Source organism: Micromonospora sp. NPDC005254 (genome assembly GCF_042872525.1).
Classification (GTDB): Bacteria; Actinomycetota; Actinomycetes; order Mycobacteriales; family Micromonosporaceae; genus Micromonospora.
The window spans coordinates 182,110-203,512 of record NZ_JBIAKM010000011.1; the positions used below are offsets into that span (position 1 = coordinate 182,110).

Here is a 21,403-nt window from a genome sequence, read left to right on the forward strand (position 1 = left end):
CTCAGCTTGCCCATGCCAGTCGACGAGGTGGCGTCTCGGTTGGTGTAATCCGTCGACCGTGCCGAGTGAACATCTGTACAAGTTCCGTCCGGCCGCGCTCCACCACCCTTAACAGTGGATCGGGGTCGACGGTGTCCGGCAGCGGCGTGTCGGTCGTCAGGTCGCGAACTGAAAAGGGTTGACACAGCCACCGTTGCAAGGCGCGGCGATCCACGGTCGGATCCCGACCGTCGTCCAGCGCCCAGACATCCGTCTTGTACGGGGTGCTGTCGGTTCCCAGTGCGGTGAGGAGACCGGAATGGCGTACCAGGCAGGGGTAGCAGGTCCCGCAGTGGTAGTGCTCGGCACCCGGCCGGTCCCGTGGTGGGCGCCCACAGCTGATGGTGGCATGGGTGAGGGTCGCCGGAGCCAGACCAGCGTCCAGGGCCTGCCGGCAGACGTCTCCCTTGGTGAGGTGCAGGTACGGGTTGACGACGGCCACCTCGCCGCCGAGGCCGTCGATCAAGGAGTTGAGCAGGTGCAGCGTCCCGGGATGTACAGATTTCGTGGAGCAGGCGGCTGCCCGGGCCGGAGTGAGTGGGGGATTGACGGCCAGTTGCCCGTTCTCCGGCACGATCACCTGTGGCACCCCGTGGGCGGCGGCAAGGTAGATGGCGGTGGCTAGGTAGAGCAGCCCGCGGGTACGGGCCGACTTCTCCAGCGACCTGGTGAGTCTGACCTGCTGCGACGCTTTGAGCTGCTCGATGTCACGGCAGGCCGCGCTCTGGATCGCGGTGAGAGTCCGGTCCTGCTGGCTGCCCCACTGGGGTTCGAAGTAGGAGACGAGCAGCAGTGGACCCGCTGCGACCTTGGCGCGCTCCGCTGCCCATGCCGTGGAATCGAGCCCTCCGGAGAACAGCGCGACCTCTTCGATGTCGGCGTAGGTGGTACGTCCCTGCTGGGGCCACCGCTGCCCGCCGGAAAGAACGGTGATGGTCCACCGATCGGCACTCAACGTCTCCGCGATGCGGGACAGCAGCCGCAGCGTCGGCGGGCTCCAGACGGAGGGGGTGATCACCTCCACGGACAGGTCGATCCTTCGGGTCCAGCCGTCGACGGCGCCTTTGCGCAGCGACAGCTTGTCGGCCAGGTACACGGCGCGGGCGATCTGCAGCAGGTCCTGCGCCCAGTCGGGGCGGTCCTGGGGCACCTCGGCCAATGTCTGCAACCGCTCGTCGGCGTGCTTAAGAAGCGGCCATCCGATCGTCTGCCGATTCCGATCGGTGGTCACTCCGCCCCGGGCCGTGTAGTGAAACGCGAAGCTCGCCCGGCTCACGCCGCCAGCTCCAGCCCGCTGTCACCAAGCCCGAGAGCCTCGGTCACGGTGGTGGTCAACAGGTCCTTGGCGACGTCGGCGAGTCGTGACGGCTCGGGCCCACGTTCGACTGCCTCGGCGCAGGGATTGGGCAGCACCTTGACGACCTGATCGGCGACGAAGCCAGCCACCACGTCGGTCGGGTCGAGGATGGCCAGTGCCGGCACGGCGATCTTGATGTTCTCCGCGATGAAAATGTGTACCAACTCGCCGACCACCTCTCCGAAGAACGCCTGGTACAGCGCGCAGAACAGCTCGCCGCTGACCGGTTTTGGACGGCTGGGATCGGCGAGCGGTCCGTCCGGCATCACCAGGTGTTCCGCGACGCGTCGGGCGGCGCGGCGAACGGCAGCATCCACGATGAGTTGGCCATCGCCAGCGACTTGCCCGACGAACCGCCGGACGAACTCGTCGGCGTCACCCCATGCAGCCACATCCCGTACCAGTGGAGAATCGGCTCGGCCGAGGCCATCGAGCAGCTCGATCAGCCGTGCGCCCGCCTGCTCCGCCGCCGCACGGATGCCGAACGCCTCCGGATCTGCGTTCAGGGCGTCTCGTAACGCTCGCTGGTACTGGGCCGCGATCGCCTCGGCGCGCTCTTGGTCAGGCGTGAGTAGTTGATCAGGTCGGCTGGTGGCGTCCGGTGTCCAGTTGCCCAGCCGGCCTTTGGCGGCGGTCCAGCTGCCGTTCTTCGGACCTGGTAGACGGGTCGAGGTGCCCATGGCGACCTCCCGGAGGGGTTGGGAAGGACGTCGAGCGAAGTCTATTGATACTTACAGTGTTTGACCAGCTGCACTGCGTACGCGAGCGGTGGTCTCCGCTGATCAGGCGCGGAAACGGTAAAGTGCCCAGACTGAGCCGGAACATCAACGGCCGGGGCGGAAGGGTCGGCGCATGCGGGAGGATTCACCGCGCTGGGAGCAGATCAACTCCAGTTCGTACATCTGGGAGCAGGACGGTCTGCGCGAGCTGGCCTGCTATCTGCCCGACGCCGACCCGTACCACGTCTGGACGAACGTCGAGTTCGTCGGCGCCGACGGCTCGATCAACGAGGTCGACGCCCTGGTGTTGACCCCGAGCGGGCTCTACGTGCTGGAGCTGAAGCACTGGCAGGGGGAAATCCGCGGTGACGGCACCCAGTGGCTGCGCCGGGCGCCGAATTCTCGACTGATCCCCGAAGACAACCCGTACATTCTGGCCAATCGGAAGGCGAAGCGGCTGGCCAGCCTGATCCGCTACTACGCCAAGCAACACGGACGGCAGCGCGAGACGCCCTATGTCGGGGCGGCGGTCTTCCTGCACGCGAAGGCGATGCGGGCCGACCTCGACGCGATCGGCAGCCAGCACATCTACGGGCTGGAGCAGCACGACTCCGGGCTGCCCGGCCTGAAGAAGCTGCTGCTCGCCCTGCCGCGAAACCCGGACCATCTGGTGGACGAGGCGCGCGGCCGCGACATCGTCGAGCTGGTGCGCGGCGCGAAGATCCGGCCGTCGGTGGCGGACCGCAAGGTTGGCCAACTGTTGCTGCACCCGAAGCCGTTCGCCGAGGGTCTCGGCTGGCAGGACTTCCTCGCCGGGCACGCGCTGGACACCTCGCTGGTGCGTCGGGTGCGGTTCTACCTGACTAGCCGGGCCGCCGAGCATGAGGTTCCGGCGATCCGCAAGGCGGCGGAGCGGGAGTTCCGCCTGCTGCAGGGCATCCATCATCCGGGCGTGGCCCGGGCGCACGATCTGGTCGAGCATTCCTGGGGCCCGGCGGTCGTCTTCGACCACCAACCGGACTGGGTACGCCTCGACCAGTGGCTGCTGCGCCGCGGCGACGCGTTGACCCTGGCCCAGCGACTGCAACTGGTGCAGGATCTCGCCGAGATCATCGACTACGCGCACTCCCGTCGGCTGGCCCACCGGGCGCTCTCGCCCCGGGCGATCTACGTCGGTAATCCGGACGGGCCACGCCCCACGCTGGTGGTCACCGACTGGCAGACCGGCGGCCGGTTGGCCGGCACAACCCAGCTCACCCGACTGGGCCCGTCGAGCGACCCGGCCAGCCTGGAGCTGTTCTTCGACGACGAGGTCCGTCGCTACCAGGCGCCGGAGGCTGAGAACGCCACCCGGCTGCCGGGCCACCAGCTCGACGTGTTCTCTCTCGGCGCGCTGGCGTACCGGATCTTCGCCGGTGCGGTGCCGGCCGCCACGCCGGAGGAACTCGTCAACGCGGTACGCGACAGTGGCCTGCACCTCGATGCCGCGGTCGACGGCATGCCGCACACGCTGGTCACCTTGGTCTACGACGCGACCCGGGGCGATCCGGCGCAACGGCTGCCCAGCGTCTCCCGGTTCCACAAGGACCTGGAGAAGGTCTGGGAGGAGCTGACCGCGCCGGAGCCCGAGCCGGTTGCCGACCCGCTCTCCGCCCACCGGGGTGACGTGCTCGACGGCGGCCTGGAGGTGAAGGACCGGCTCGGCTCCGGTGCCACGGCCGTCGCCTTCCTGGTCACTCGCGACGGGGAGTCGCGTGACCTGGTGCTGAAGGTTGCCCGCGACGAGCAGCACGAGGAACGGCTGACGGCGGAGGCGCGTACCCTCGCGGGGTTGAAGCACCCCCAGGTGGCCGCGCTGGTCGACGGCCCGGTGCGGGTCGGCGGCCGGACCGCGCTGCTGATGGAGAGTGCCGGGCAGCGGACCCTCGCCGAGGAGCTGCGCGGCGGCCGGCTGGCGCTGGACCTGCTGGAGCGGTACGGCCGGGACCTGCTCGACATCGTCAACTACCTGGACGGCCAGGGTGTCTGGCACCGGGATCTGAAGCCGGCGAACCTGGCGGCCCGACCGCGGCCGAAGGACAAGCAGCCGCACCTGTGCGTCTTTGACTTCTCGCTCTCGTCCGCCCCCGCCGACCAGCTCGGCGCGGGCACTGTCGGCTACCTCGATCCGTTTCTCGGTCCGCCGCGCCGGCTGCGTTACGACGCGGCGGCCGAGCGGTTCGCGGCGGCCGTCGTGCTCTACGAGATGGCGACGGGCGTGCTGCCCCGCTGGGGTGACAACGCCAACCCGGCCGTGGTCAGCGACGAGGTGGCCCTCGACCCGGCGCTGTTCGACCCGGCGGTTGCGGACCGGTTGGTGGAGTTCTTCGGCCGGGCGTTGGCGAGGGACGCGGCGGCCCGGTTCGACACGGTCGACGAGATGACCGACGCCTGGCGGGCCATCTTCCAGCAGGTCCCGCAGCCGGCGGTGACTCCGGTCGGCCCGCTGCCAGCGGCCGTGGGATTGACTCGCGAGTCACCGCTGGAGGTCACCGAGCTGACCGCTCGGGCCCGCTCGGCGCTGCAACGACTCGGCCTGCACACTGTCGGCGAGCTACTGGACGTCGAGCTGTCGGCGCTGACCCGGGCCAAGGGAGTGCCGGACGCGACCCGCAAAGAGATCATCGCCCAGGCGCGGGCGCTGCGCGCCGTGCTGCCCGGCGGCAGCGAGTCGCCCGCCGTCGACGAGCAGCCCCTGGCGCAGGGCGTGGAGGCACTCTGCGCGACCCTGCTTCCCGCCTCGACCTCCCGCAACCACCGGACGCTGGCCGTGCTGCTCGGGCAGACGCCCACCGACGACGGTGAGTTCCTGTGCTGGCCGGCACAGAGTGAGGCGGCCCGGGCCATCGGCCGGAGTCAGCCCCAGATCTCCAAGCTGCTCGCTGCCCAGGCCAAGAACTGGCTGGGTGAGCCGGCGCTGGAGGCGGTGCGCAACGAGATCGTGGCACTGCTCGACGCGCGCGGCGCGGTGATGTCCGCCGAGGAGTTGGCCCAGGCGCTGATCGCCGCCCGCGGCTCGTACACCCCCGCGCCGAAGCGGCTGCCACAGGCGATCGGGCTGGTCCGCGCCGCCGTCGAGGCCGAGCTGAGCACCGGCGGGGACGCCCGGGTGGCCATCCACCGGTTCCGCGCCTCCGGCACCGTCCTGGTCGGCCGGGAACCGGACGATCCGGCGTCCGACGTCACCGCCGCCGACTTCCTGGGGTACGTGGTGGAGCTGGGCAGCCGTGCCGCCGAGTTGGCTGTCGCCGACCCGCTGCCGACCCGGCAGCGCGCTGTCGAGGAGCTACGCCGACTGTCCTTGCCGGCCGGCATGCCGGCGGTGGCTGACCTGCGGCTGCTGCAACTTGCCGCAGTCGGGAGCAACGATCGGGTCGATGTCAACGCGCAGGGGCAGCTCTATCCGGTGGGCATGTCGGCCGAGCGCGCGCTGCGGTTGTCGGTCGGTGGCCTGATCGGCCAGCGGCTGGGGCCGCAGCAGATCCGTGACCGGGTGCACAGCCGGTTCCCTCGCGCGGAGCGCGTGCCGGATCGGCCCGCCCTGACCGACCTGCTCGCGGCGGCCGAGGTGCCGCTGACCTGGCACCCACAGGACCGGTTGTACGGGCCGGCGAGCACGCCTGCGTCGGTGACCGGCACCCGCCTGGCCACCACCCACGCGCCGCTGCTCGGGCTGACCGCCGTCGACGAGGTGGGCGAGAAGCTCGCCGCGGCCATCGACCGGCGAGCCTTCCTGGCGGTGCTGGCACCCCTGCGCAGGCTGGTTTCGGCCCGTCGGGCGCTGCTGGCCCGGCTGCCGCTGACCGAAGTGGACGTCACCGCGATCCTGCTGGACCGGCTGCGCGCGCTGGGCTTCCCCTGGGAGGCGATCGTGGCGGCCGACAACAGCTCACCCCTGGACGCCGACTTCCGCAGCCTGGTGGACCTGGTCCGGCATCAGGTGGTGCCGGCGGTCAACGAAGCGATCGCCGCCGCCGACCGACCGGTGTTGATCACCGAGGCGGCGCCGCTGGCCCGCTACGGGCAGCTCGGGCTGCTCCAGGAGATGGCCGACCCGACCCGACCTCGACCGGCCGCCCGGCTGCTGCTGGTGCCGGCTCGTCGACCTGACCCGGCGGTGCTGGACGGGGTGCAGTTGCCGCTCACCTCCCCGGCCAGCCAGTCGCTGTGGCTCGCCGACGACTGGATGGAGTCGTCGGGCCGGGCGGCATCGCCGACGAGTTGAGAGGGAGACGCTCGGCGCGGTGACGCTTCGTCTGTCGCGTGGCGGCTATCGTTGCTGGGCGCCGGGACCGGTAAGCCAGCGAAGGGATCGAACGTGGCAAAACTCGCCCTGAGCCCGGCCGGGGCCGCGCTCTACGAGCTTGTCGGCTCCCGGACCTTCGTGCGCGCGCGCCAGCTGCTTGAGCGTGGGGAACTGCTGGACGTGCAGTGGGATCCGGAGACCGGTCAGGGGCGCGGTCGGCTCGACGGCAGCGTGGCGGGCCAGGTGGCGGCGACGGTGCGGTCGGACGCCGACGGCATGGTCGAGGCGTTGGATGGTTCGTGTACGTGCGGGCAGACCGGCTGTGCCCACCCTGCCGCGCTGGTGCTTGCGACGTTCGCCACGGCCGAACCCCGGAGACCCCGTCCGGCGCGGTCTGCGCCGAGTTGGGAGCGGGCGGTCTCCGCGTTGGTCCGGGACGTCGCCCCGCCGCCGGTTGTGCCGGAGTCGGAGCCGCCGGGTCTCGGCCTGCAGTTCGACGTCGTTTCCCAGGGCTCGGACGCTGCGGCGGGTTTCCAGGTCGAGCTGCGGCCGGTGGTGCCGGGCCGCACCGGCTGGGTGCGGTCCGGGATCAGCTGGTCGACGTTGAGCTACGCCTATTTCGGCCGATCGGCGCAGACCGAACGGCACCGCCGACTGCTCGTCGAGATCTCCCGACTGGCGAGCACAGACACCGACTCCTACCACTACTACGACGGCCATCGGCGGGCGCTCGCGCTACACGAGTTCGCCAGTCGGCGGATCTGGGACCTGCTGGCTGAGGCGGACGAGGCCGGGCTGCCGCTGGTGCAGGCCGGCAAGCGAGCCGGGCCGGTCGTGCTGGGCCGTCCGGCCCGGCTCTCGGTGCAGGTCGGCCGGTCCGATGGGGAGCTGGTGCTGGCGCCGACATTGTCGGCCGGCGGTGCACCGATCCCTGTGTCGCGCGTACTCCTCATCGGCGAACCGGCGCACGGCGTCGCCGGGGTGGGGGAGCTGAGCGGGCCCGACGCCCGATCCGGCGGACCGGCACTCTGGTTGGCGCCGCTGGCCGGGACATTGCTGCCGGGGATGGTGCGGGCGCTCGCCGGGCCGGCGATCCGGATTCCGGCCGCCGAGGAGCAGCAGTTCTTCGACCGCTTCTACCCGGAGCTGCTCCGCCAGGTGGAGGTGTTCGCCGCGGATCCGGCCGTTCAGCTTCCGATGGTAGGGCCGGCCACACTGACCGCGACGGTGAGACCCGAGCCCGATCACCGTCTCCGGGTGGGCTGGGAGTGGCATCGGGTCGTCGGTGGCCGGCGCCATCCCGAGCCGCTGCGGGACGGGGTGGCCGTCGCCGCGGACGAGCGCCGTGCGGAGCTGTTGCGGCGGGTCGTCGACCTGGTCGCCAAGCCGGCGCCCGAGCTCCTGGAGCCGTCCTCGACCGGGCCCCGGCTGGCCGCCTCGGTGAGCCTCGCCGGTGACGCCCTGGTCCGGTTCGTCAGTGACGTCGTGCCGCGACTGGCCGAGCTCGACGGTGTGGAGCTGGCCACTCCCTCGGATGGGACGCTCGACGACTACCAGGAGACACACGCTGCGCCCGCCATCACCTTCGCCGATGGCGGTGATCCCGGCGAGCATGACTGGTTCGACCTGTCGGTGCGGGTCTCCGTCGGTGGGGAGCAGGTCGACTTCGCCGCGCTCTTCGCGGCGTTGGCGCAGGAACAGCAATACCTCATCCTGCCCAGCGGCACCTACTTCGCGCTCGAACGACCGGAGTTCCAGCAGCTGCGGGACCTGATCGCCGAGTCCCGGGCACTCGCGGATGCCCCGCCCGGGGTGTTGCGGGTGGGCCGGTTCCAGGCGGGGCTCTGGGACGAGCTGGCTGAGTTGGGTGAGGTCACCGGCCAGGCCGCGGCCTGGCAGCGGTCGGTACGCGCGCTCAGCGAGGCGGAACCCGCCGCCGAGCAACAGATCCCAGCCGGGGTACGGGCGCAGCTGCGCCCGTACCAGCAGGATGGTTTCCGTTGGTTGGCCACCCTGCACGACCACGGCCTCGGCGGCGTCCTCGCCGACGACATGGGGCTCGGCAAGACCCTGCAGACGCTGGCGCTGATCTGCCACGCGCGCGCCGAGGCGCCGTTCCTGGTGGTCGCTCCGGCCAGCGTCGTCGCCAACTGGGCGAGCGAGGCGGGCCGCTTCACTCCGGAGCTGGACGTCCGGGCGGTCACCCAGACCGTGGCACGACGCGGCGTGCTCCTGGCCGGGGCGGTGGCCGGCGCGGACGTCGTGGTCACCTCGTACACGCTGTTTCGGCTGGAGTACGACGACTACCGTGCCCTCGACTGGGCCGGGCTGATCCTCGACGAGGCGCAGTTCGTCAAGAATTCGCAGTCCCAGGCGCACCGCTGCGCGAAGCTGTTGCCGGCGCCGTTCAAGCTGGCGATCACCGGCACGCCGATGGAGAACCACCTCGGCGAGCTCTGGGCGCTCTGCTCGATCACCGCACCCGGGCTGCTGCCCCGCGCCGACCGGTTCACCGAGTACTACCGCAACCCGATCGAGAAGGAGCGGGACGCGGAGCGGCTCGCCCAGCTGCGCCGCCGGATCCGGCCGCTGATGCTGCGCCGTCGCAAGGCGGACGTGGCCACGGACCTGCCGGCCAAGCAGGAGCAGGTCATCGAGGTGGAGCTGGACCGCCGGCACCGCCGGGTGTATCAGGCGTACCTGCAGCGGGAGCGGCAGAAGGTCCTCGGTCTCTTAGGCGACCTGGAGAAGAACCGGTTCGAGATCTTTCGGTCGTTGACCCTGCTGCGGCAGGCGAGCCTCGACGTGGCGCTGGTCGACCCGGCGCAGCAGAACGTGCCAGCGACGAAGCTGGACGTGCTCACCGATCGGATCTCCAGTCTGGTCGCCGAGGGGCACCGCAGCCTGGTGTTCAGCCAGTTCACCCGCTTCCTCGACGCGGCCCGGCAGCGGCTGGAAGCGGACGGGATCGAGTGCAGCTATCTGGATGGGAACACCCGCGACCGGGCCGCGGTGATCGACGAGTTTAAAAGCGGCGGCAACCCGGTCTTCTTGATCAGCCTCAAGGCGGGCGGTTTCGGCCTCAACCTCACCGAGGCCGACTACTGCCTGCTGTTGGACCCGTGGTGGAACCCGGCCGCCGAGAACCAGGCAATCGACCGGACGCACCGCATCGGCCAGACCCGCAACGTCATGGTCTACCGCCTGGTCGCCAAGGACACCATCGAGGAGAAGGTGATGGCGTTGCAGGCCCGTAAGGCGGAGCTCTTCAGCAGCGTCCTGGACGGCGGCGAGTTCGCCTCCGCGCAGCTCACCGCGGGCGATATCAGGAGCCTGCTCGAGTGAACGCGGCCGCGTGGCGTGAGCGGCCGGGGGCGCTTAGTCAGTATGCAGCAGGTATGCTCGGAGTATGACGCGCCGCATCACGATCAGCTTGCCCGACGACGTGGCCGCGTACGTCGAGCGCACGCAGGGCAACACGTCCGGTTTCATCGCCGGAGTCCTTCGCCGGAAGATGCGGGCCGACAATCTCCGTGCGCGGTGGGCGCAGCTCGGCTATATCGTCACCGATGAAGACGTGGAGCGGACAAGGGCTCGCCTGGCAGCCCTCCCACCGATCAGTGACGAGCAGCATGCCCGCAATCTCGAGTGGCTTCGCCAGTTCGACGATGAGGGGACTGCGGCCGCGTGAACGGCCTGGTCCTCGACACCTCTGCTCTTCTCGCCTACGCCTCGGGGACCAGCGTCGAACCTGGTGCGATGCTGACCCTCGCGCAGGAGGACCCGGAGCAACAGGTGTGGGTTCCCGCCCTTTGCCTGGGGCAGGCGCAGCTCGAACTGGCGGGCACTCCAGTCGCCACCATGCTTGACCTGTTGTTCACGGAGGACCGCGACATCCAGGTAGCGGTCTACGACGCGGCCACGAGCCGACGGGTTGCCCGTATCGCCGCGCGTTCACACGTGTCGTTGGATGTCGCGCACGCCGTCGCGACCGCCGCGCTCTACCGCTGCTATCTGGTCACCCGAGACCCGAAGACCGTGTCGCCGGCGATGCCCCCTGGGCTGGAGATCCTCGATATCAGCCTGACCTGGGACTAACACTCCGCTGGGACCTCTGTCTCGGCCGTTCGACGGGGCCGGTCAGGTCGGGCAGGGCTCAGTCGCCATGCCGACAATGCGTGGATGGTGGTCACTCGTCGGGGATAGTGGCGAACGTGGCGAGGCTGACCGACGAGGGCGATGACCCGTACCTCTGGCTGGAGGACCTGGATGGCGCGGACGCCGCCGGGTGGGTGCGGGACCGCAACGCGGAGACCCTGGCCACGCTGACCGGAGGCGAGGCGTTCGCCGGGCTGCGGGCCGAGATCCGGCAGGTGCTCGATGCGGAGGACCACATCCCCTACCCGGGCTGGCGCGGGGACGGCTTCTACTACGGCTTCTGGAAGGACGCGTCGCACCCGCGTGGGGTCTGGCGGCGGACGACGCTCGATGAGTACCGCCGGCCTGCGCCGGAGTGGGACGTGCTGCTCGACGTCGACGCGTTGGCGGCGGAGGAGGGCGAGAACTGGGTCTGGAGCGGGGTGACGGTGCTGCGGCCCGGCTACGAGCGCTGCCTGATCAGCCTGTCCCGGGGCGGTGCCGACGCCGTCGTGGTGCGGGAGTTCGACCTGCTTCGCCGGGCCTTCGTCGAGGACGGCTTCACGCTGCCGGAGGCGAAGAGCCGGGTCTGCTGGATCGACGCGGACCACATCTACGTCGGCACCGACTTCGGGCCGGGGTCGCTGACCTCCTCCGGGTACCCACGCGTCGCGAAACGCTGGCGGCGAGGCACGCCGCTGTCGGCGGCCGACACGGTGCATGAGGGGCGGCCGGAGGACGTCGCGGTGTTCGCCTCGCACGATCCAACCCCTGGGTTCGAGCGCGACTTCGTCGTTCGCAGCCTGGACTTCTACCGCACCCAGAGCTACCTGCTGACCGGGGTGGGCGAACTGGCCCGGATCGAGGTGCCGGAGGACGCCTGGTGGGAGGTGCACCGGGAGTGGCTTTTGATCCGGCTGCGCTCGCCGTGGCTGGTCGGTGGGGTGACCCATCCCGCCGGCGTTTTGTTGGCGACCCGATTCGAGGCGTTCCTCGCTGGTCAGCGGGAGTTGACGGTGATCTTCCGGCCCGACGCTCGCACGGCGCTGAGCTACTACCTCTGGACCCGCAACCATCTGATCCTGGCCACGCTCGTCGACGTGCGGAGTCGGCTGGAGGTGCTGACGCCCGGCGAGACGGGTTGGCGGCGGGAGCCGCTCGCGGGGGTGCCGGAGTTCGACCACAGCCGGATCCTGGAGACCGACCCGCACCACGATGATGCCTACCTGCTCGCCTCCGAAGGGTTTCTGCAACCGGCGACGCTGCGGCTCGGCCAGGTCGGCGGCGCGGTCGAGACGCTCAAGCGGGGGCCGGCGTTCTTCGACGCGGACGGCCTGGCGGTACGCCAGTTCTTTGCCACCTCGGCCGACGGAACCCGGGTGCCGTACTTCGTGGTGGGCGACCCGGATGCGCCCGGCGGGCCGACGCTGCTCACCGGCTACGGCGGCTACGAGGTCTCCCTGACCCCCTACTACAGCGGGATCGTCGGGCGGGGCTGGCTGGCCAGGGGTGGCAGCTACGTGGTGGCGAACATCCGCGGCGGTGGGGAGTACGGCCCCGAGTGGCACCGCGCCGCGCTGCGGGAGAACCGGCCCCGGGCGTACGAGGACTTCGCGGCAGTGGCGGCCGAGCTGGTGACGCGCGGGATCACCACGCGGGAGCGGCTCGGCATCGAGGGCGGCAGCAACGGCGGGCTGCTGATGGGGGTGATGCTGACCCGCTACCCAGCACTGTTCGGGGCGGTCGTCGCGAGCGTGCCGGTGCTGGACATGCGGCGGTACCACCGGCTGCTGGCCGGGGCCTCGTGGATGGCCGAGTACGGCGACCCGGACGACCCGGCCGACTGGGCCTACCTGCGGGAGTACTCGCCGTACCACAACGTCCGCGGCGGACGGCCGTACCCGTCGGTCCTGTTCATCACCTCGACGCGGGACGACCGGGTGCATCCGGGGCACGCCCGGAAGATGGCGGCCCGGCTGCGCGAGCACGGCCACGACGTGTCGTACTACGAGAACGTCGAAGGCGGGCACGGGGCGGCGGCCAACAACGAGCAGCGGGCCTTCGTGTGGGCGCTGACGCTGGAGTTCCTGTGGCGAAAGCTGACCGGACAACCCGACAGCCTGCCGCGCCAGGTCTCGCCGGACGACGCGGTTGAGGCGGGAGCGGACCTGGGCGTTGCAGCGCCAGGAGGACGCGGGGGAGAAGGTCGACATCGAGGTGCCGCCGAAGTACAGCTCGGCGGACTTCGCCCGGCCGTCGTACTGGAAGGCGCGCGGCAAGCTTGACGTGCCGAAGGAGCGGTTCATCTCGTACCCGCAGGCGGGGCGGGACAGTGACGGCAGGGAACTGCTCGGCTGGGCCGGGTGGGACCACTTGGCGCAGGCGCAGGCGCTCGCCACCATCTACCTTGACCGGAAGACGCAGGAGGCGTGGCCGGCGCACCGGCGGCTGCCGCTGCTCGCCGGGCTGGTGGAGATCGAGCCGTGGCTGCATCAGTGGCACACCGACGACAATCCGGCCTACATGGGTTCACCCGCAGCGTTCTTCAGCACATTCATAGACGCTGAGCTGGCCCAGCTCAGCTCCGACCGCTCGGCGTTGGCGCTGCTGCGTGGCGTGCCGGAGCTGCCATGAGCATCAGGAATCCGGCATGATCCGACGGTCCGCAAGGAGGGCGTAGAGGTAGCTGGGCCCGCGTACGACGTTGTTCAGTGCGCCGGGCCCAGCCACCGGCCACAGGCCCAGCGCGGCCGTCAGCTGACTGCGGTGGATCCAATGGTGGGTGCGGTCGGTCAGCAGCCGGTCTCCGTCAACTGTGTAGTAGAACTTCAGCCCGCTGACCGTCCGAAAGGTCTGACCGGCGTGCTCGGTGATCGCGGCCCAGACTTCATCGATGTCGTGCATGGACGGCTCCGCTCTACCGGTCGAAGGCGGACCAGTCGACCTCCCACTGTGCGACGTCCTGCGGCTCGATCTTGGTGTGTCGGCTCTCGCTGTTGCGCGGTCTGACGCCCACCCGGGCCATGAACTGCTGGTGGCGCTGCCGCACGTCATGACGCAGCTCGTCGCCAGGTGCGATGAAGAACCGTGGGTGTGCCTCCGAGACGTCGACAAGTACGTACGTCGCAACGGTGCTGTCGGTGAACGTGGCGATGTCCGCGATCATCCAGGCGCCCTTGCCGGCGACCATCACGGCGGCGCGGCGGCCGTCGATGTCGATGAAGGTTTGTGCACCGGCGAGGCTCGCGCGGTGGCCACGTAGCAGGGCCTGGCCAACGGCCAGATGACGGCCGGCTTGGTGGGTCTGCTGATGAGTCGGCATCTTGTCCTCCCAATGGTCCTGTCGGTTGTCGCTACTGCGGCGCGTCCGACCTCGGCCAGAGTGCCCGGAGAGCCTTCGCCTCGGGGGACTGCGCCTCGAAGGGCTTGCGCCAGTCGATCTCACCGCCAACTGCTTGGACAGCCTCATTCACCTTCTCGAACGGGCATGTGCCAAGACCGCCGGAGTTGTGCGGCCATACCAGGAAGGCCACCGGCCGGCGTCGCTCCTCGGTCACCACCCGTGCGACCCGGGCCGGCGGCCAGGCTCGGGAATTCTTCCGTGGTTCCTGCCTGATCGGGCCGACATCGACCAGAACGACCTCGTCTCCCTGACGGACCATGCGCTCGTCGCCCCGGTACATGCGCCACGGCAGGACGGCGCTGTGGCCGTGGCGCTGCTCTAGCCGCTCTGCCACCGCCGCAGCCTTTCCTGAAAGTGCCGTCGGCTCGTTGACGGCCATGCCCACCCACAGGCGCGATAGCCGCCGGCTGGCGTGCGGCGGGGATGCTATTACAGGAGGGCGATAGACCTGCTGTGCGTGCGTCAGCCACGTCGCGTCAATCCGATCGCTGTCGGCCTGCCACACGTCCAACTGCTCGATGACCTGCGCGCACAGCCCCTCGTCGTCTGTGACGACGGCCGCCTCCCGCAGTCGATCGCGAGAGTGAGCGGAGGCGTTGGCCGAGCCGATAACGACCCGCGTGCGCCTGCCCGCCAGGTGCATCACCTTGGCATGCAGGCCCCACAGGGAGCGCACCTCGACACCGGCGGTGAGCCAGGCGCCGATGACGGCTGGGTCTACGAGACCGGCGCCGAGCGCGGCGTCGGAACCGTCGATGATGATCAGATCGCCGGACACGAGGCCGAGCAGGTCCGCGGCGGCCGATCCGACGTAGGCAATGGCGGCGCGTTTGCGGGTCGCCTGCCTCAGATAGCTTTCCAGGCCGTGCCAGGTGTCATCCGCGATCAGCCGGATCATGGTCGCATCCTTGCACTGCGCTGCAACTGCGGTCGATGCCGTCTCAGGCAGTTGATGGGTCCCGAGACCGGCACTTCCTCGTCACCTTGGCGGGTTGACGGATGATGTCCTCGTCCTCCGGCTCCCGCGGCACCAGGTGGAAGCCCTCCTCCGTGTCCGGGTCGTAGTGCACCACGGCGTGCCGCTCCTTCAGATCGCGCAGGAGGGCGTCGACTCGATAGATGTCGTCCTGGTTCAACGTCTTGCCGGCGCGACGTCGCGCCTCTGCACGGAGCAGGACCACCAGGTAGTTGTACTTGTGTCGAGGCTCGACCCCCCACGGGATCAGCTCCTCGTCGCGAACCTGCCTGGGATCCAAGCCGTGCGTGCGTCGGAAATAGCTCCAGCCGGAGGGGCTGATGCGGATGCTGTACTTCCGCTCGTGCTCGGCGGTCATCCACGTATAGGTGCGGCCCTCCGTGATCCATTGGATCGCTTCATCTGCGTTCTGGATCTTCGGCTTCGGTGCCATCCAACCCCCTGTCATCACGCCCCGGCCAGGCGACTCCCCGATCGCGCCGGCGCTGGAACTTACCTCGTCGCCGAGACGAGGCAAGTGGGGACTCCACGCCTTCGCGGACGACCCGGAGCGCATGCCCGTGAACCCCTTATTGGTGAGCGCCGCGAGGTGCCAAGCAGTGCCCAGGCGATCCGGAGAGGGCGCCCAGCCTCCGAAAGATTCGAAGGCTGCGCCGATAACAGTCAGTGGCGGAGGTTCATGCCCCTGACGCCTTGGACGAGGTGGCCCAGGCCGCCGGGGTGAAGGTCAGCCCCGGGGCCGCTTGGATGCTTCTGACCAAGACCTTGGGCCTGCTGATCGCCGACGAGCATGTGCCGTACCTGCCGGCGCAGCGGTACAAGCCGTCCGGGCTGCGCAAGCGGGCGCAGTGGGAGCGGACTTGGGCGTTGCAGCGCCGGGAGGACGCGGGGGAGAAGGTCGACATCGAGGTGCCGCCGAAGTACGCCTCGGCGGACTTCGCCCGGCCGTCGTACTGGCGGGCGCGGGGCAAGCTTGACGTGTCGAAGGAGCGGTTCATCTCGTACCCGCAGGCGGGGCGGGACAGCGACGGCAGTGAACTGCTCGGCTGGGCAGGATGGGACCACTTGAAGCAGGCGCAGGCGCTCGCCACCGTCTACCTCGACCGGAAGACGCAGGAGGCGTGGCCGGCGCATCGGCTGCTACCGCTGCTCGCCGGGTTGATGGAGATCGAGCCGTGGCTGCACCAGTGGCACTCCGGCGATCAGCCCGGATTCCCCGGATCGCCGGCCGAGTTCTTCACCGACTTCATCAACGCCGAGCTGTCCCAGCTCAGCTCCGACCGCTCGGCGCTGGCGCTACTGCACGGCGTGCCGGAGCTTCCGTGACTTTGGCGAGCGCCAGCGTGAATACCCAAGTCAATCCCTGTCAAAGTTGGCGGGCGCATGCGGGCGGTGTGTAGACTGAATCAAACGACATGATCATGATTCACTGCTTGGGGGTAGGTCATGGCCAGGGTCGATGCAGGTGTGTCGATTGAGCGTGCCAGGGTGGCTGCCGGCCTCAGCCAGCGAGCCCTTGCGGACCGGACGGGCATTTCCCAGGCCACCCTGTCACGGATAATCTCCGGCGACCGGGCGGCGAAGATCCCCGAGATTGTGGCGATTGCGTGGGCGACGGGGCAGACGGTGGCCCAGCTCACCGGGGCGCAGACGGTTGCCGACCGCGCCCAGTACGCGGCTCGGGCCACCAACGGTTCGGGGATGGAAGAAATGCGTCAGGCGCTTCTGCACTTCCTGGAGCTGGACGACTACCTCGATGAGCAGGCCATTCCGGCCACGATCTGACCTTGGTGGAAGACCGTGAACGCTGAAGCCGAAGGGTGTGCTGCTGCCACCCTTTTCCGCAGAGAGCACCGCTTGGGCGTGCAGCCTCTGGGTGATCTCATTGCGATCATCGAGCAGGCGACTGGGATTGATGTGGCCGTGCTCGATGCCGGACCGGACGAGCACGGCCTGACGATGCGAGACCCGAAGCGCAACACGATGTTCATCGGGGTTGCCCGCTCCCGGAGACCGATTCGGCAGCGCAGCATGCTGGCTCATGAGCTCGGCCACGTGCAGTTCGGAGACTGGGCGGACGCCGACGCGGGCGACCTGAGCGCTCGGTCCCCTGCCGAGATCCGGGCCGATGCCTTCGCCAGGCACCTGCTTCTCCCCTCGGACGGCCTCCGGGATTTCCTCGGCGACCGAGAGCAGGCTGCGACGCGGTCCACCCTCTCCGTGGTCGTCCAGCGATTCCTGGTCTCACCCGCCGTCGCAGCCATCGCGCTGCACCAGGGCGGGTACATCAACGCCACCACCAAGACGGAGTGGATGGCCCTCTCCACACCCCAGCTTGCGGTGCGCTTCGGGTGGATCGACCAATACCACGCACTGCAGGCCGACTCCGACAAGCGGCGGGCTCCGCAACGTCTGCTCGCCCGCGCGACCAAGGGCTACGTGGAGGGCGTGCTCCCCGTGCAGGCCATCGCCAACCTGCGTGGCATCGCCGCAGAGGCCGCCGAAGCGGAGCTGCGGGAAGCGGGCGTGGTGCCTGTCGACCGTCCGATCGCCTGGGCCGATCCCGCTGAGCTGCCGGAGGTTCCGATCGACCTGGCGGCGCTGGACGAGGACCTGAGCGCGCCAGACGACCCGCCGGACCGGACGATCGAGACAGACGCACGATGAGTCAACGGCCGATCATTGACGCTGGGCCCAGCCTGAACTTCCTCTCGATAAACCGAGAGCGGCTCCTGATCGGCATTCTCGGCCCGCTCAGCGCCCCGGAGACGGTCCAGTCGGAGGTCATGCGCAAGTCTCGGGACGACCCGCGCTTCCGTCCCGCCGCGACAGTGTGGCGAAAGCTGGCACCGCGCTGGCTACAGATTCTCTCCGACGACGAGACACCCGAACTCGCCGCAGTGGTCCACCGGATCACCCGGCAACCCATGCACGAGCGGCTGAAGCAGTCGAGAGACCTGGGCGAGAAGTAATGGTAGTGGCGCACGCTGTGGTCGCTGCCGAAGCTGGCGAGTCGATGACCGTGCTCATTGACGATGGGGCAGGAGCGCGCCTAGCCACCTCGGAAGTAGGCCGACTGCAACGGCTTCGAGCTCAAGGCCGTGCGGTGGGATCGATCAGGCTGGTGAACACGCTGACAGTCCTCGAACGCGCGGCAGGCAGCGAGCACATCCCGGACAAGACTGCGATGCGCGACGTCTACGATCGGCTACGCGGTCTCGATGACGGCCTGCCGCCGGTTGATACGACGAACCTCATATCGACCGCCTGCTGGCGGTAAGCGGCCGCAGTCGAGCCAGCGGGCCGTAGCCACACGACGGCGTTCCCGGCAGCCTTCTCGTGTGGGGCTATCTCGGGTTGATGTATATGCCTCATCCGGTGCGCGCGCTATCGACCACACGCGGGTCGTGACGCCCGAGTTGGCGGGGCCCGCTGTCTCAGCGTTCGCAGTGTCCGTCTACAAAGGTCGACGATCTCGCCCAATCGTCGGGGCCTGCGGGGTCACGTACGCAAGATCGGTGAGCCAAGATCTTTAGCTGTACCGATCAACGCGTAGCTTCCTCGCCTGCTCCATGCGGGAGGCAGCGCGACGAGACTGCCGGGAGACCCCTCAACGTGATCAACAAGTTCGCCGGACGCTGTGGTAAGTGCGGACAGTGGGTGGCAGCCGGAGCCGGGCAGGCTCTCAGGCTCGGCGGCCGCTGGAATTCGTTCCACCACGATTGCGCGCCGATCCAGGCCGCGCCGCCGGTGGGGAATCACCGAGGGTGGCACGACATGCCTGTCGTCGGTTTCGACATCGAGGGCACTGACGGCGAGCCACAGGACACGCGGATCGTGTCCGCAGCCTTGGTCTACGCCGACGGCACGGCCAAGACCTGGCTGATCAATCCGGGGGTGCCGATTCCGGCGGACGCCATCGCCATCCACGGCATCACCGACGAGCTGGTGCGCGACGCCGGGGCGGCACCCCGTGAGGCGTTGGCCGAGCTCAGCACCGAGATCGCCAAGCTGATCGTGAACGGCACACCGCTCGTCGCCTTCTGCGCTCACTACGACGTCACGGCGCTCCACACCGAGTTGGCCCGGCACGGTCTGCCGGCGGTGGAATGGGAGCGGGCCAGCATCATCGATCCGTCGATCCTGCACCGGGAGGTTGAGCCCGACTGGTCCGGAGGGTGGCGGCTGGGCGACCTCTCTAGGTACTACGAGGTCGAGTTGACGAACGCCCATGATGCCGCGAGCGACGCGCGGGCGGCTGCCGAATTGGCGGTATCAATCGCGACCCGCCATGAGCGGATCGCCCGGATGCGACCCGATGATCTCCACCAGGCGCAGGTCACCTGGTTCGCCGAGCAGAAGCGCGAGCTGCAGGCCTTCTTTGACAGGCAGGGGCGAGACGAGAAGGTGAGCCTGGAGTGGCCGTTGGAGACCAGGCGGCGCCGGTAGGCGCTGCGACACCTCCGAGAACAGCGGCCGTCGGTGATGTCGCTCAGCGCCCGATCGCGACTGCCGTGAAGTGGTAGTTGCCGGGGCCGACTGACTTGTCGAGGGCGCGGATGATCCGGTCGGGGTTGTCGTACGGGCCTTGCTGGAAGTAGGGCTTGCCGCCCAGACCGAACGTGATCAGGCTCGGCGGGTCCCACGTTCCGAGGTGGGGTGCGCTGCTGTAGAAGTCGCGATGCGGGTCGAAGCCGAGGCCGTGGGCGTAGTCGACGGCCCCGAAGACCAGGTGTCGGGCGAGGTCGATGGGTGCCTTGACCGCCCCGGATTCGTAAGCCTGGAAGAAGTCGCCGAGGAAGTACGGCAGCTCGTCCAGGTCGGTCGTCGTAGGCGGCACGGCGTTCTTGACACCGAGGCAGTAAGTGTCGACCAGGAACCCGCAGGTGGTCACGGCGTCGCCGTCGGCGCGGGCGACCGCGACGCTGACCAGGCCTGCTCCCATCGCCATCGGTGGAAGTGCGTCATCGTCGATCCAGTCGGCGGGCCGCTCCGTGATAGTCAGGCCGTTGCTCCACTGACGGCTGATCCAACAGCCCACGAGCGGGAGTTCCGAGGGGTGAACGCGGCCTGGTCGCGTAACGGCCACACCACGGACGAGTTTGGTGGCCACGGCACGGGTGACGCCGAGCTCCCGGGCGATCTGTTTGGGCGTCCTGCCGGCTGCCCGGAGCGCCTGTGCCTGTGCCTTCAGCTCGTTCGATTCCACCGGGCCATCTTGATGTCGCCCCCGCCGGGCGTCAACGCCGGCACGCGGTTGCGGGGTGTCGCCGATGCTCGCGGTCAGCCCAGAACTTGATGTACTGCGGGACTGCTCGGCCGCTGCCTTGCAGGGTGATGGCGGCCTCCACCAGCCGCTGTTTGCCCTGCTCGGCTCGGTTGATGGCTCGGCAGCCGGGATCGGGAGACGACAAAGGGATGCCGCTTCGGCAACCGGATGGCATCCCTTCGAGTAGGAGGTGTCAGCGGCCGAGCGTCTCCTGCTTGACGCTGGCGACGAAGGTCGACCAGGCGGTCGGGCCGAACGTCAGCACCGGGCCGGTCGGGTCCTTGCTGTCTCGCAGCCCGACCTTGCCCGCCAGGTTGTCGGCGACCTCGACGCAGTCGCCGGAGCCGTTGCTGCGGGTGCTCTTGCGCCAGGTCACCGGGGCCTGGTTGACCTCTTCCACCCGCGCCGCCCTCTCATAGCTCGTCGATCGCCCCCTGGATCAGGTCGCGCGACTTGCGAGCGCTGGTCGCCGTGGCGACCAGGTGCTCGAAGACGCGGCTGTACTCCCTGACCTGTTGGCCCTCGAGATAGAGGCTACCCGCGCGGGTTTCGACGTAGACGACCCCCGGATCGGCCGGCTCCGGGAAGGTCAGCACGCTGAAAGCGCTGCCCATCGACCCGTACTCGCCTGCGCCGAAGGTCAGGATCTGGATGGTGCGGCCCGGCCGGTCCGCCTCCTCGACCAGCCGCCCCAACTGCGCCTTGAACGCCTCGGTGCCACCGACCGGTCGCCGCAGGATCGCCTCGTCCAGCACTACCCAGAGCTTCGGGGGCGTGTCGGTGTTCTGTCGGCGCATTCGCAGCTCCACCCGCCGATCCACCTCGCCGCCCGGGGCGTCCGGATGCTCGGCACGGATGACCGCGCGGGCGTAGTCGGCCGTCTGAAGCAGGCCCGGGATCAGTTGCGGCTGGAAGGCGCGGATCTCCGACGCCTCCGCCTCCAGTCCGACGTAGACCTCGAACCAGTCGGGCAGCACGTCGTCGTACGCCTGCCACCAGCCGCGCTTGCGGGCGTCGCGGGCGACCTGGACCAGCGCGTCCACCTCTTCGCCCTCGACGCCGTACAGCTCAAGGAGGCCACGGGCGACCGGCGGCATGACGGAGACCTGGGCGTTCTCGATGTGGCTGATCGCCGACTTTGAGATGCCCACCTCCTTGGCGGCCTGGTCGGCGGTCATGCCGGTCTGCTCGCGGAGGCGACGAAGCGCGGCGGCCAAG

The 21,403-nt window shown here is 69.3% G+C and carries 21 protein-coding genes; 12 read left to right on the forward strand and 9 right to left on the reverse strand.

Going from position 1 to position 21,403, the window contains the following annotated elements; all coding sequences use genetic code 11:
* Nucleotide 1 precedes the first annotated feature (1 nt).
* Together ACFYPR_RS29240 and ACFYPR_RS29245 are read right to left on the reverse strand one after the other, a co-directional pair.
* The gene (locus tag ACFYPR_RS29240; RefSeq protein WP_387263620.1) at nucleotides 2–1,315 is read right to left on the reverse strand and encodes a 7-cyano-7-deazaguanine synthase; all 1,314 of its coding nucleotides are present in this window, start codon (nucleotides 1,313–1,315) and stop codon (nucleotides 2–4) included.
* Nucleotides 1,312–2,076 (reverse strand): hypothetical protein, encoded by a 765-nt coding sequence (locus tag ACFYPR_RS29245; RefSeq protein ID WP_387263623.1) that lies wholly within the window; start codon nucleotides 2,074–2,076, stop codon nucleotides 1,312–1,314. The genes ACFYPR_RS29240 and ACFYPR_RS29245 overlap by 4 nt, the downstream gene beginning before the upstream one ends.
* Before the next feature lie 172 nt (nucleotides 2,077–2,248).
* On the opposite strand from ACFYPR_RS29245, the gene pglW reads away from it, so the two are divergent.
* The 6 genes from pglW (at nucleotide 2,249) to ACFYPR_RS29275 (ending at nucleotide 13,171) form a co-directional block, all read left to right on the forward strand.
* Complete coding sequence (pglW, locus tag ACFYPR_RS29250) at nucleotides 2,249–6,379, forward strand: BREX system serine/threonine kinase PglW (protein WP_387263626.1); 4,131 nt, start codon at nucleotides 2,249–2,251, stop codon at nucleotides 6,377–6,379.
* Between the two features lie 93 nt (nucleotides 6,380–6,472).
* A complete protein-coding gene (locus ACFYPR_RS29255) occupies nucleotides 6,473–9,745 on the forward strand; it encodes an SNF2-related protein (protein WP_387263629.1) in 3,273 nt (1,090 codons plus the stop codon).
* A 64-nt stretch (nucleotides 9,746–9,809) separates the two neighbouring features.
* On the forward strand, nucleotides 9,810–10,091 hold the full coding sequence (locus ACFYPR_RS29260) for a hypothetical protein (protein WP_354856274.1): 282 nt from the start codon (nucleotides 9,810–9,812) through the stop codon (nucleotides 10,089–10,091).
* Nucleotides 10,088–10,498, forward strand: a complete 411-nt coding sequence (locus tag ACFYPR_RS29265; protein ID WP_387263633.1) for a hypothetical protein — start codon at nucleotides 10,088–10,090, stop codon at nucleotides 10,496–10,498. The genes ACFYPR_RS29260 and ACFYPR_RS29265 overlap by 4 nt, the downstream gene beginning before the upstream one ends.
* A gap of 116 nt (nucleotides 10,499–10,614) precedes the next feature.
* Nucleotides 10,615–12,822 carry a prolyl oligopeptidase family protein gene (locus tag ACFYPR_RS29270; protein ID WP_387263635.1) on the forward strand — a complete coding sequence of 736 codons (2,208 nt, stop codon included), beginning with the start codon at nucleotides 10,615–10,617 and terminating at the stop codon, nucleotides 12,820–12,822.
* Nucleotides 12,713–13,171 carry a DUF7008 domain-containing protein gene (locus ACFYPR_RS29275; RefSeq protein WP_387263638.1) on the forward strand — a complete coding sequence of 153 codons (459 nt, stop codon included), beginning with the start codon at nucleotides 12,713–12,715 and terminating at the stop codon, nucleotides 13,169–13,171. Before ACFYPR_RS29270 ends, ACFYPR_RS29275 begins: the two co-directional genes overlap by 110 nt.
* Nucleotides 13,172–13,174: 3 nt before the next feature.
* On the opposite strand, the gene ACFYPR_RS29280 is transcribed toward ACFYPR_RS29275, so the two are convergent.
* Genes ACFYPR_RS29280 through ACFYPR_RS29295 form a run of 4 tightly spaced genes read right to left on the reverse strand, consistent with a single transcriptional unit; the run spans nucleotide 13,175 to nucleotide 15,349 of the window.
* Nucleotides 13,175–13,441, reverse strand: coding sequence for a hypothetical protein (locus ACFYPR_RS29280; protein ID WP_355135192.1), 267 nt, complete (start codon nucleotides 13,439–13,441; stop codon nucleotides 13,175–13,177).
* 13 nt (nucleotides 13,442–13,454) lie between these two features.
* The gene (locus tag ACFYPR_RS29285; RefSeq protein WP_387263641.1) at nucleotides 13,455–13,859 is read right to left on the reverse strand and encodes a hypothetical protein; all 405 of its coding nucleotides are present in this window, start codon (nucleotides 13,857–13,859) and stop codon (nucleotides 13,455–13,457) included.
* 31 nt (nucleotides 13,860–13,890) lie between these two features.
* A complete protein-coding gene (locus ACFYPR_RS29290; protein WP_355135188.1) occupies nucleotides 13,891–14,838 on the reverse strand; it encodes a hypothetical protein in 948 nt (315 codons plus the stop codon).
* A 43-nt stretch (nucleotides 14,839–14,881) separates the two neighbouring features.
* Nucleotides 14,882–15,349, reverse strand: a complete 468-nt coding sequence (locus ACFYPR_RS29295; protein ID WP_387263644.1) for a hypothetical protein — start codon at nucleotides 15,347–15,349, stop codon at nucleotides 14,882–14,884.
* Between the two features lie 314 nt (nucleotides 15,350–15,663).
* Between ACFYPR_RS29295 and ACFYPR_RS29300 the strand changes: the two genes are divergently transcribed.
* The 6 genes from ACFYPR_RS29300 (at nucleotide 15,664) to ACFYPR_RS29325 (ending at nucleotide 19,365) form a co-directional block, all read left to right on the forward strand.
* On the forward strand, nucleotides 15,664–16,242 hold the full coding sequence (locus ACFYPR_RS29300; protein ID WP_387263647.1) for a DUF7008 domain-containing protein: 579 nt from the start codon (nucleotides 15,664–15,666) through the stop codon (nucleotides 16,240–16,242).
* Nucleotides 16,243–16,362: 120 nt separating this feature from the next.
* The gene (locus tag ACFYPR_RS29305) at nucleotides 16,363–16,701 is read left to right on the forward strand and encodes a helix-turn-helix transcriptional regulator (RefSeq protein ID WP_354856267.1); all 339 of its coding nucleotides are present in this window, start codon (nucleotides 16,363–16,365) and stop codon (nucleotides 16,699–16,701) included.
* Nucleotides 16,702–16,716: 15 nt separating this feature from the next.
* The gene (locus ACFYPR_RS29310) at nucleotides 16,717–17,583 is read left to right on the forward strand and encodes an ImmA/IrrE family metallo-endopeptidase (RefSeq protein WP_354856266.1); all 867 of its coding nucleotides are present in this window, start codon (nucleotides 16,717–16,719) and stop codon (nucleotides 17,581–17,583) included.
* Between the two features lie 119 nt (nucleotides 17,584–17,702).
* Entirely contained in the window at nucleotides 17,703–17,888 is a 186-nt protein-coding gene (locus ACFYPR_RS29315) for a hypothetical protein (RefSeq protein ID WP_387263650.1), read from the forward strand.
* A 152-nt stretch (nucleotides 17,889–18,040) separates the two neighbouring features.
* Nucleotides 18,041–18,196, forward strand: a complete 156-nt coding sequence (locus tag ACFYPR_RS29320) for a hypothetical protein (protein WP_387263653.1) — start codon at nucleotides 18,041–18,043, stop codon at nucleotides 18,194–18,196.
* A gap of 335 nt (nucleotides 18,197–18,531) precedes the next feature.
* Nucleotides 18,532–19,365, forward strand: a complete 834-nt coding sequence (locus tag ACFYPR_RS29325) for an exonuclease domain-containing protein (RefSeq protein ID WP_354856263.1) — start codon at nucleotides 18,532–18,534, stop codon at nucleotides 19,363–19,365.
* A gap of 43 nt (nucleotides 19,366–19,408) precedes the next feature.
* Here ACFYPR_RS29325 and ACFYPR_RS29330 read toward each other — a convergent pair whose 3' ends face one another.
* The 3 genes from ACFYPR_RS29330 to ACFYPR_RS29340 form a co-directional block, all read right to left on the reverse strand.
* Nucleotides 19,409–19,867, reverse strand: coding sequence for a hypothetical protein (locus ACFYPR_RS29330; protein WP_354856262.1), 459 nt, complete (start codon nucleotides 19,865–19,867; stop codon nucleotides 19,409–19,411).
* A gap of 511 nt (nucleotides 19,868–20,378) precedes the next feature.
* Nucleotides 20,379–20,585 (reverse strand): DUF397 domain-containing protein, encoded by a 207-nt coding sequence (locus ACFYPR_RS29335; RefSeq protein WP_354856260.1) that lies wholly within the window; start codon nucleotides 20,583–20,585, stop codon nucleotides 20,379–20,381.
* 13 nt (nucleotides 20,586–20,598) lie between these two features.
* A complete protein-coding gene (locus ACFYPR_RS29340) occupies nucleotides 20,599–21,402 on the reverse strand; it encodes a helix-turn-helix domain-containing protein (RefSeq protein WP_387263657.1) in 804 nt (267 codons plus the stop codon).
* Between the last annotated feature and the right edge of the window lies 1 nt (nucleotide 21,403).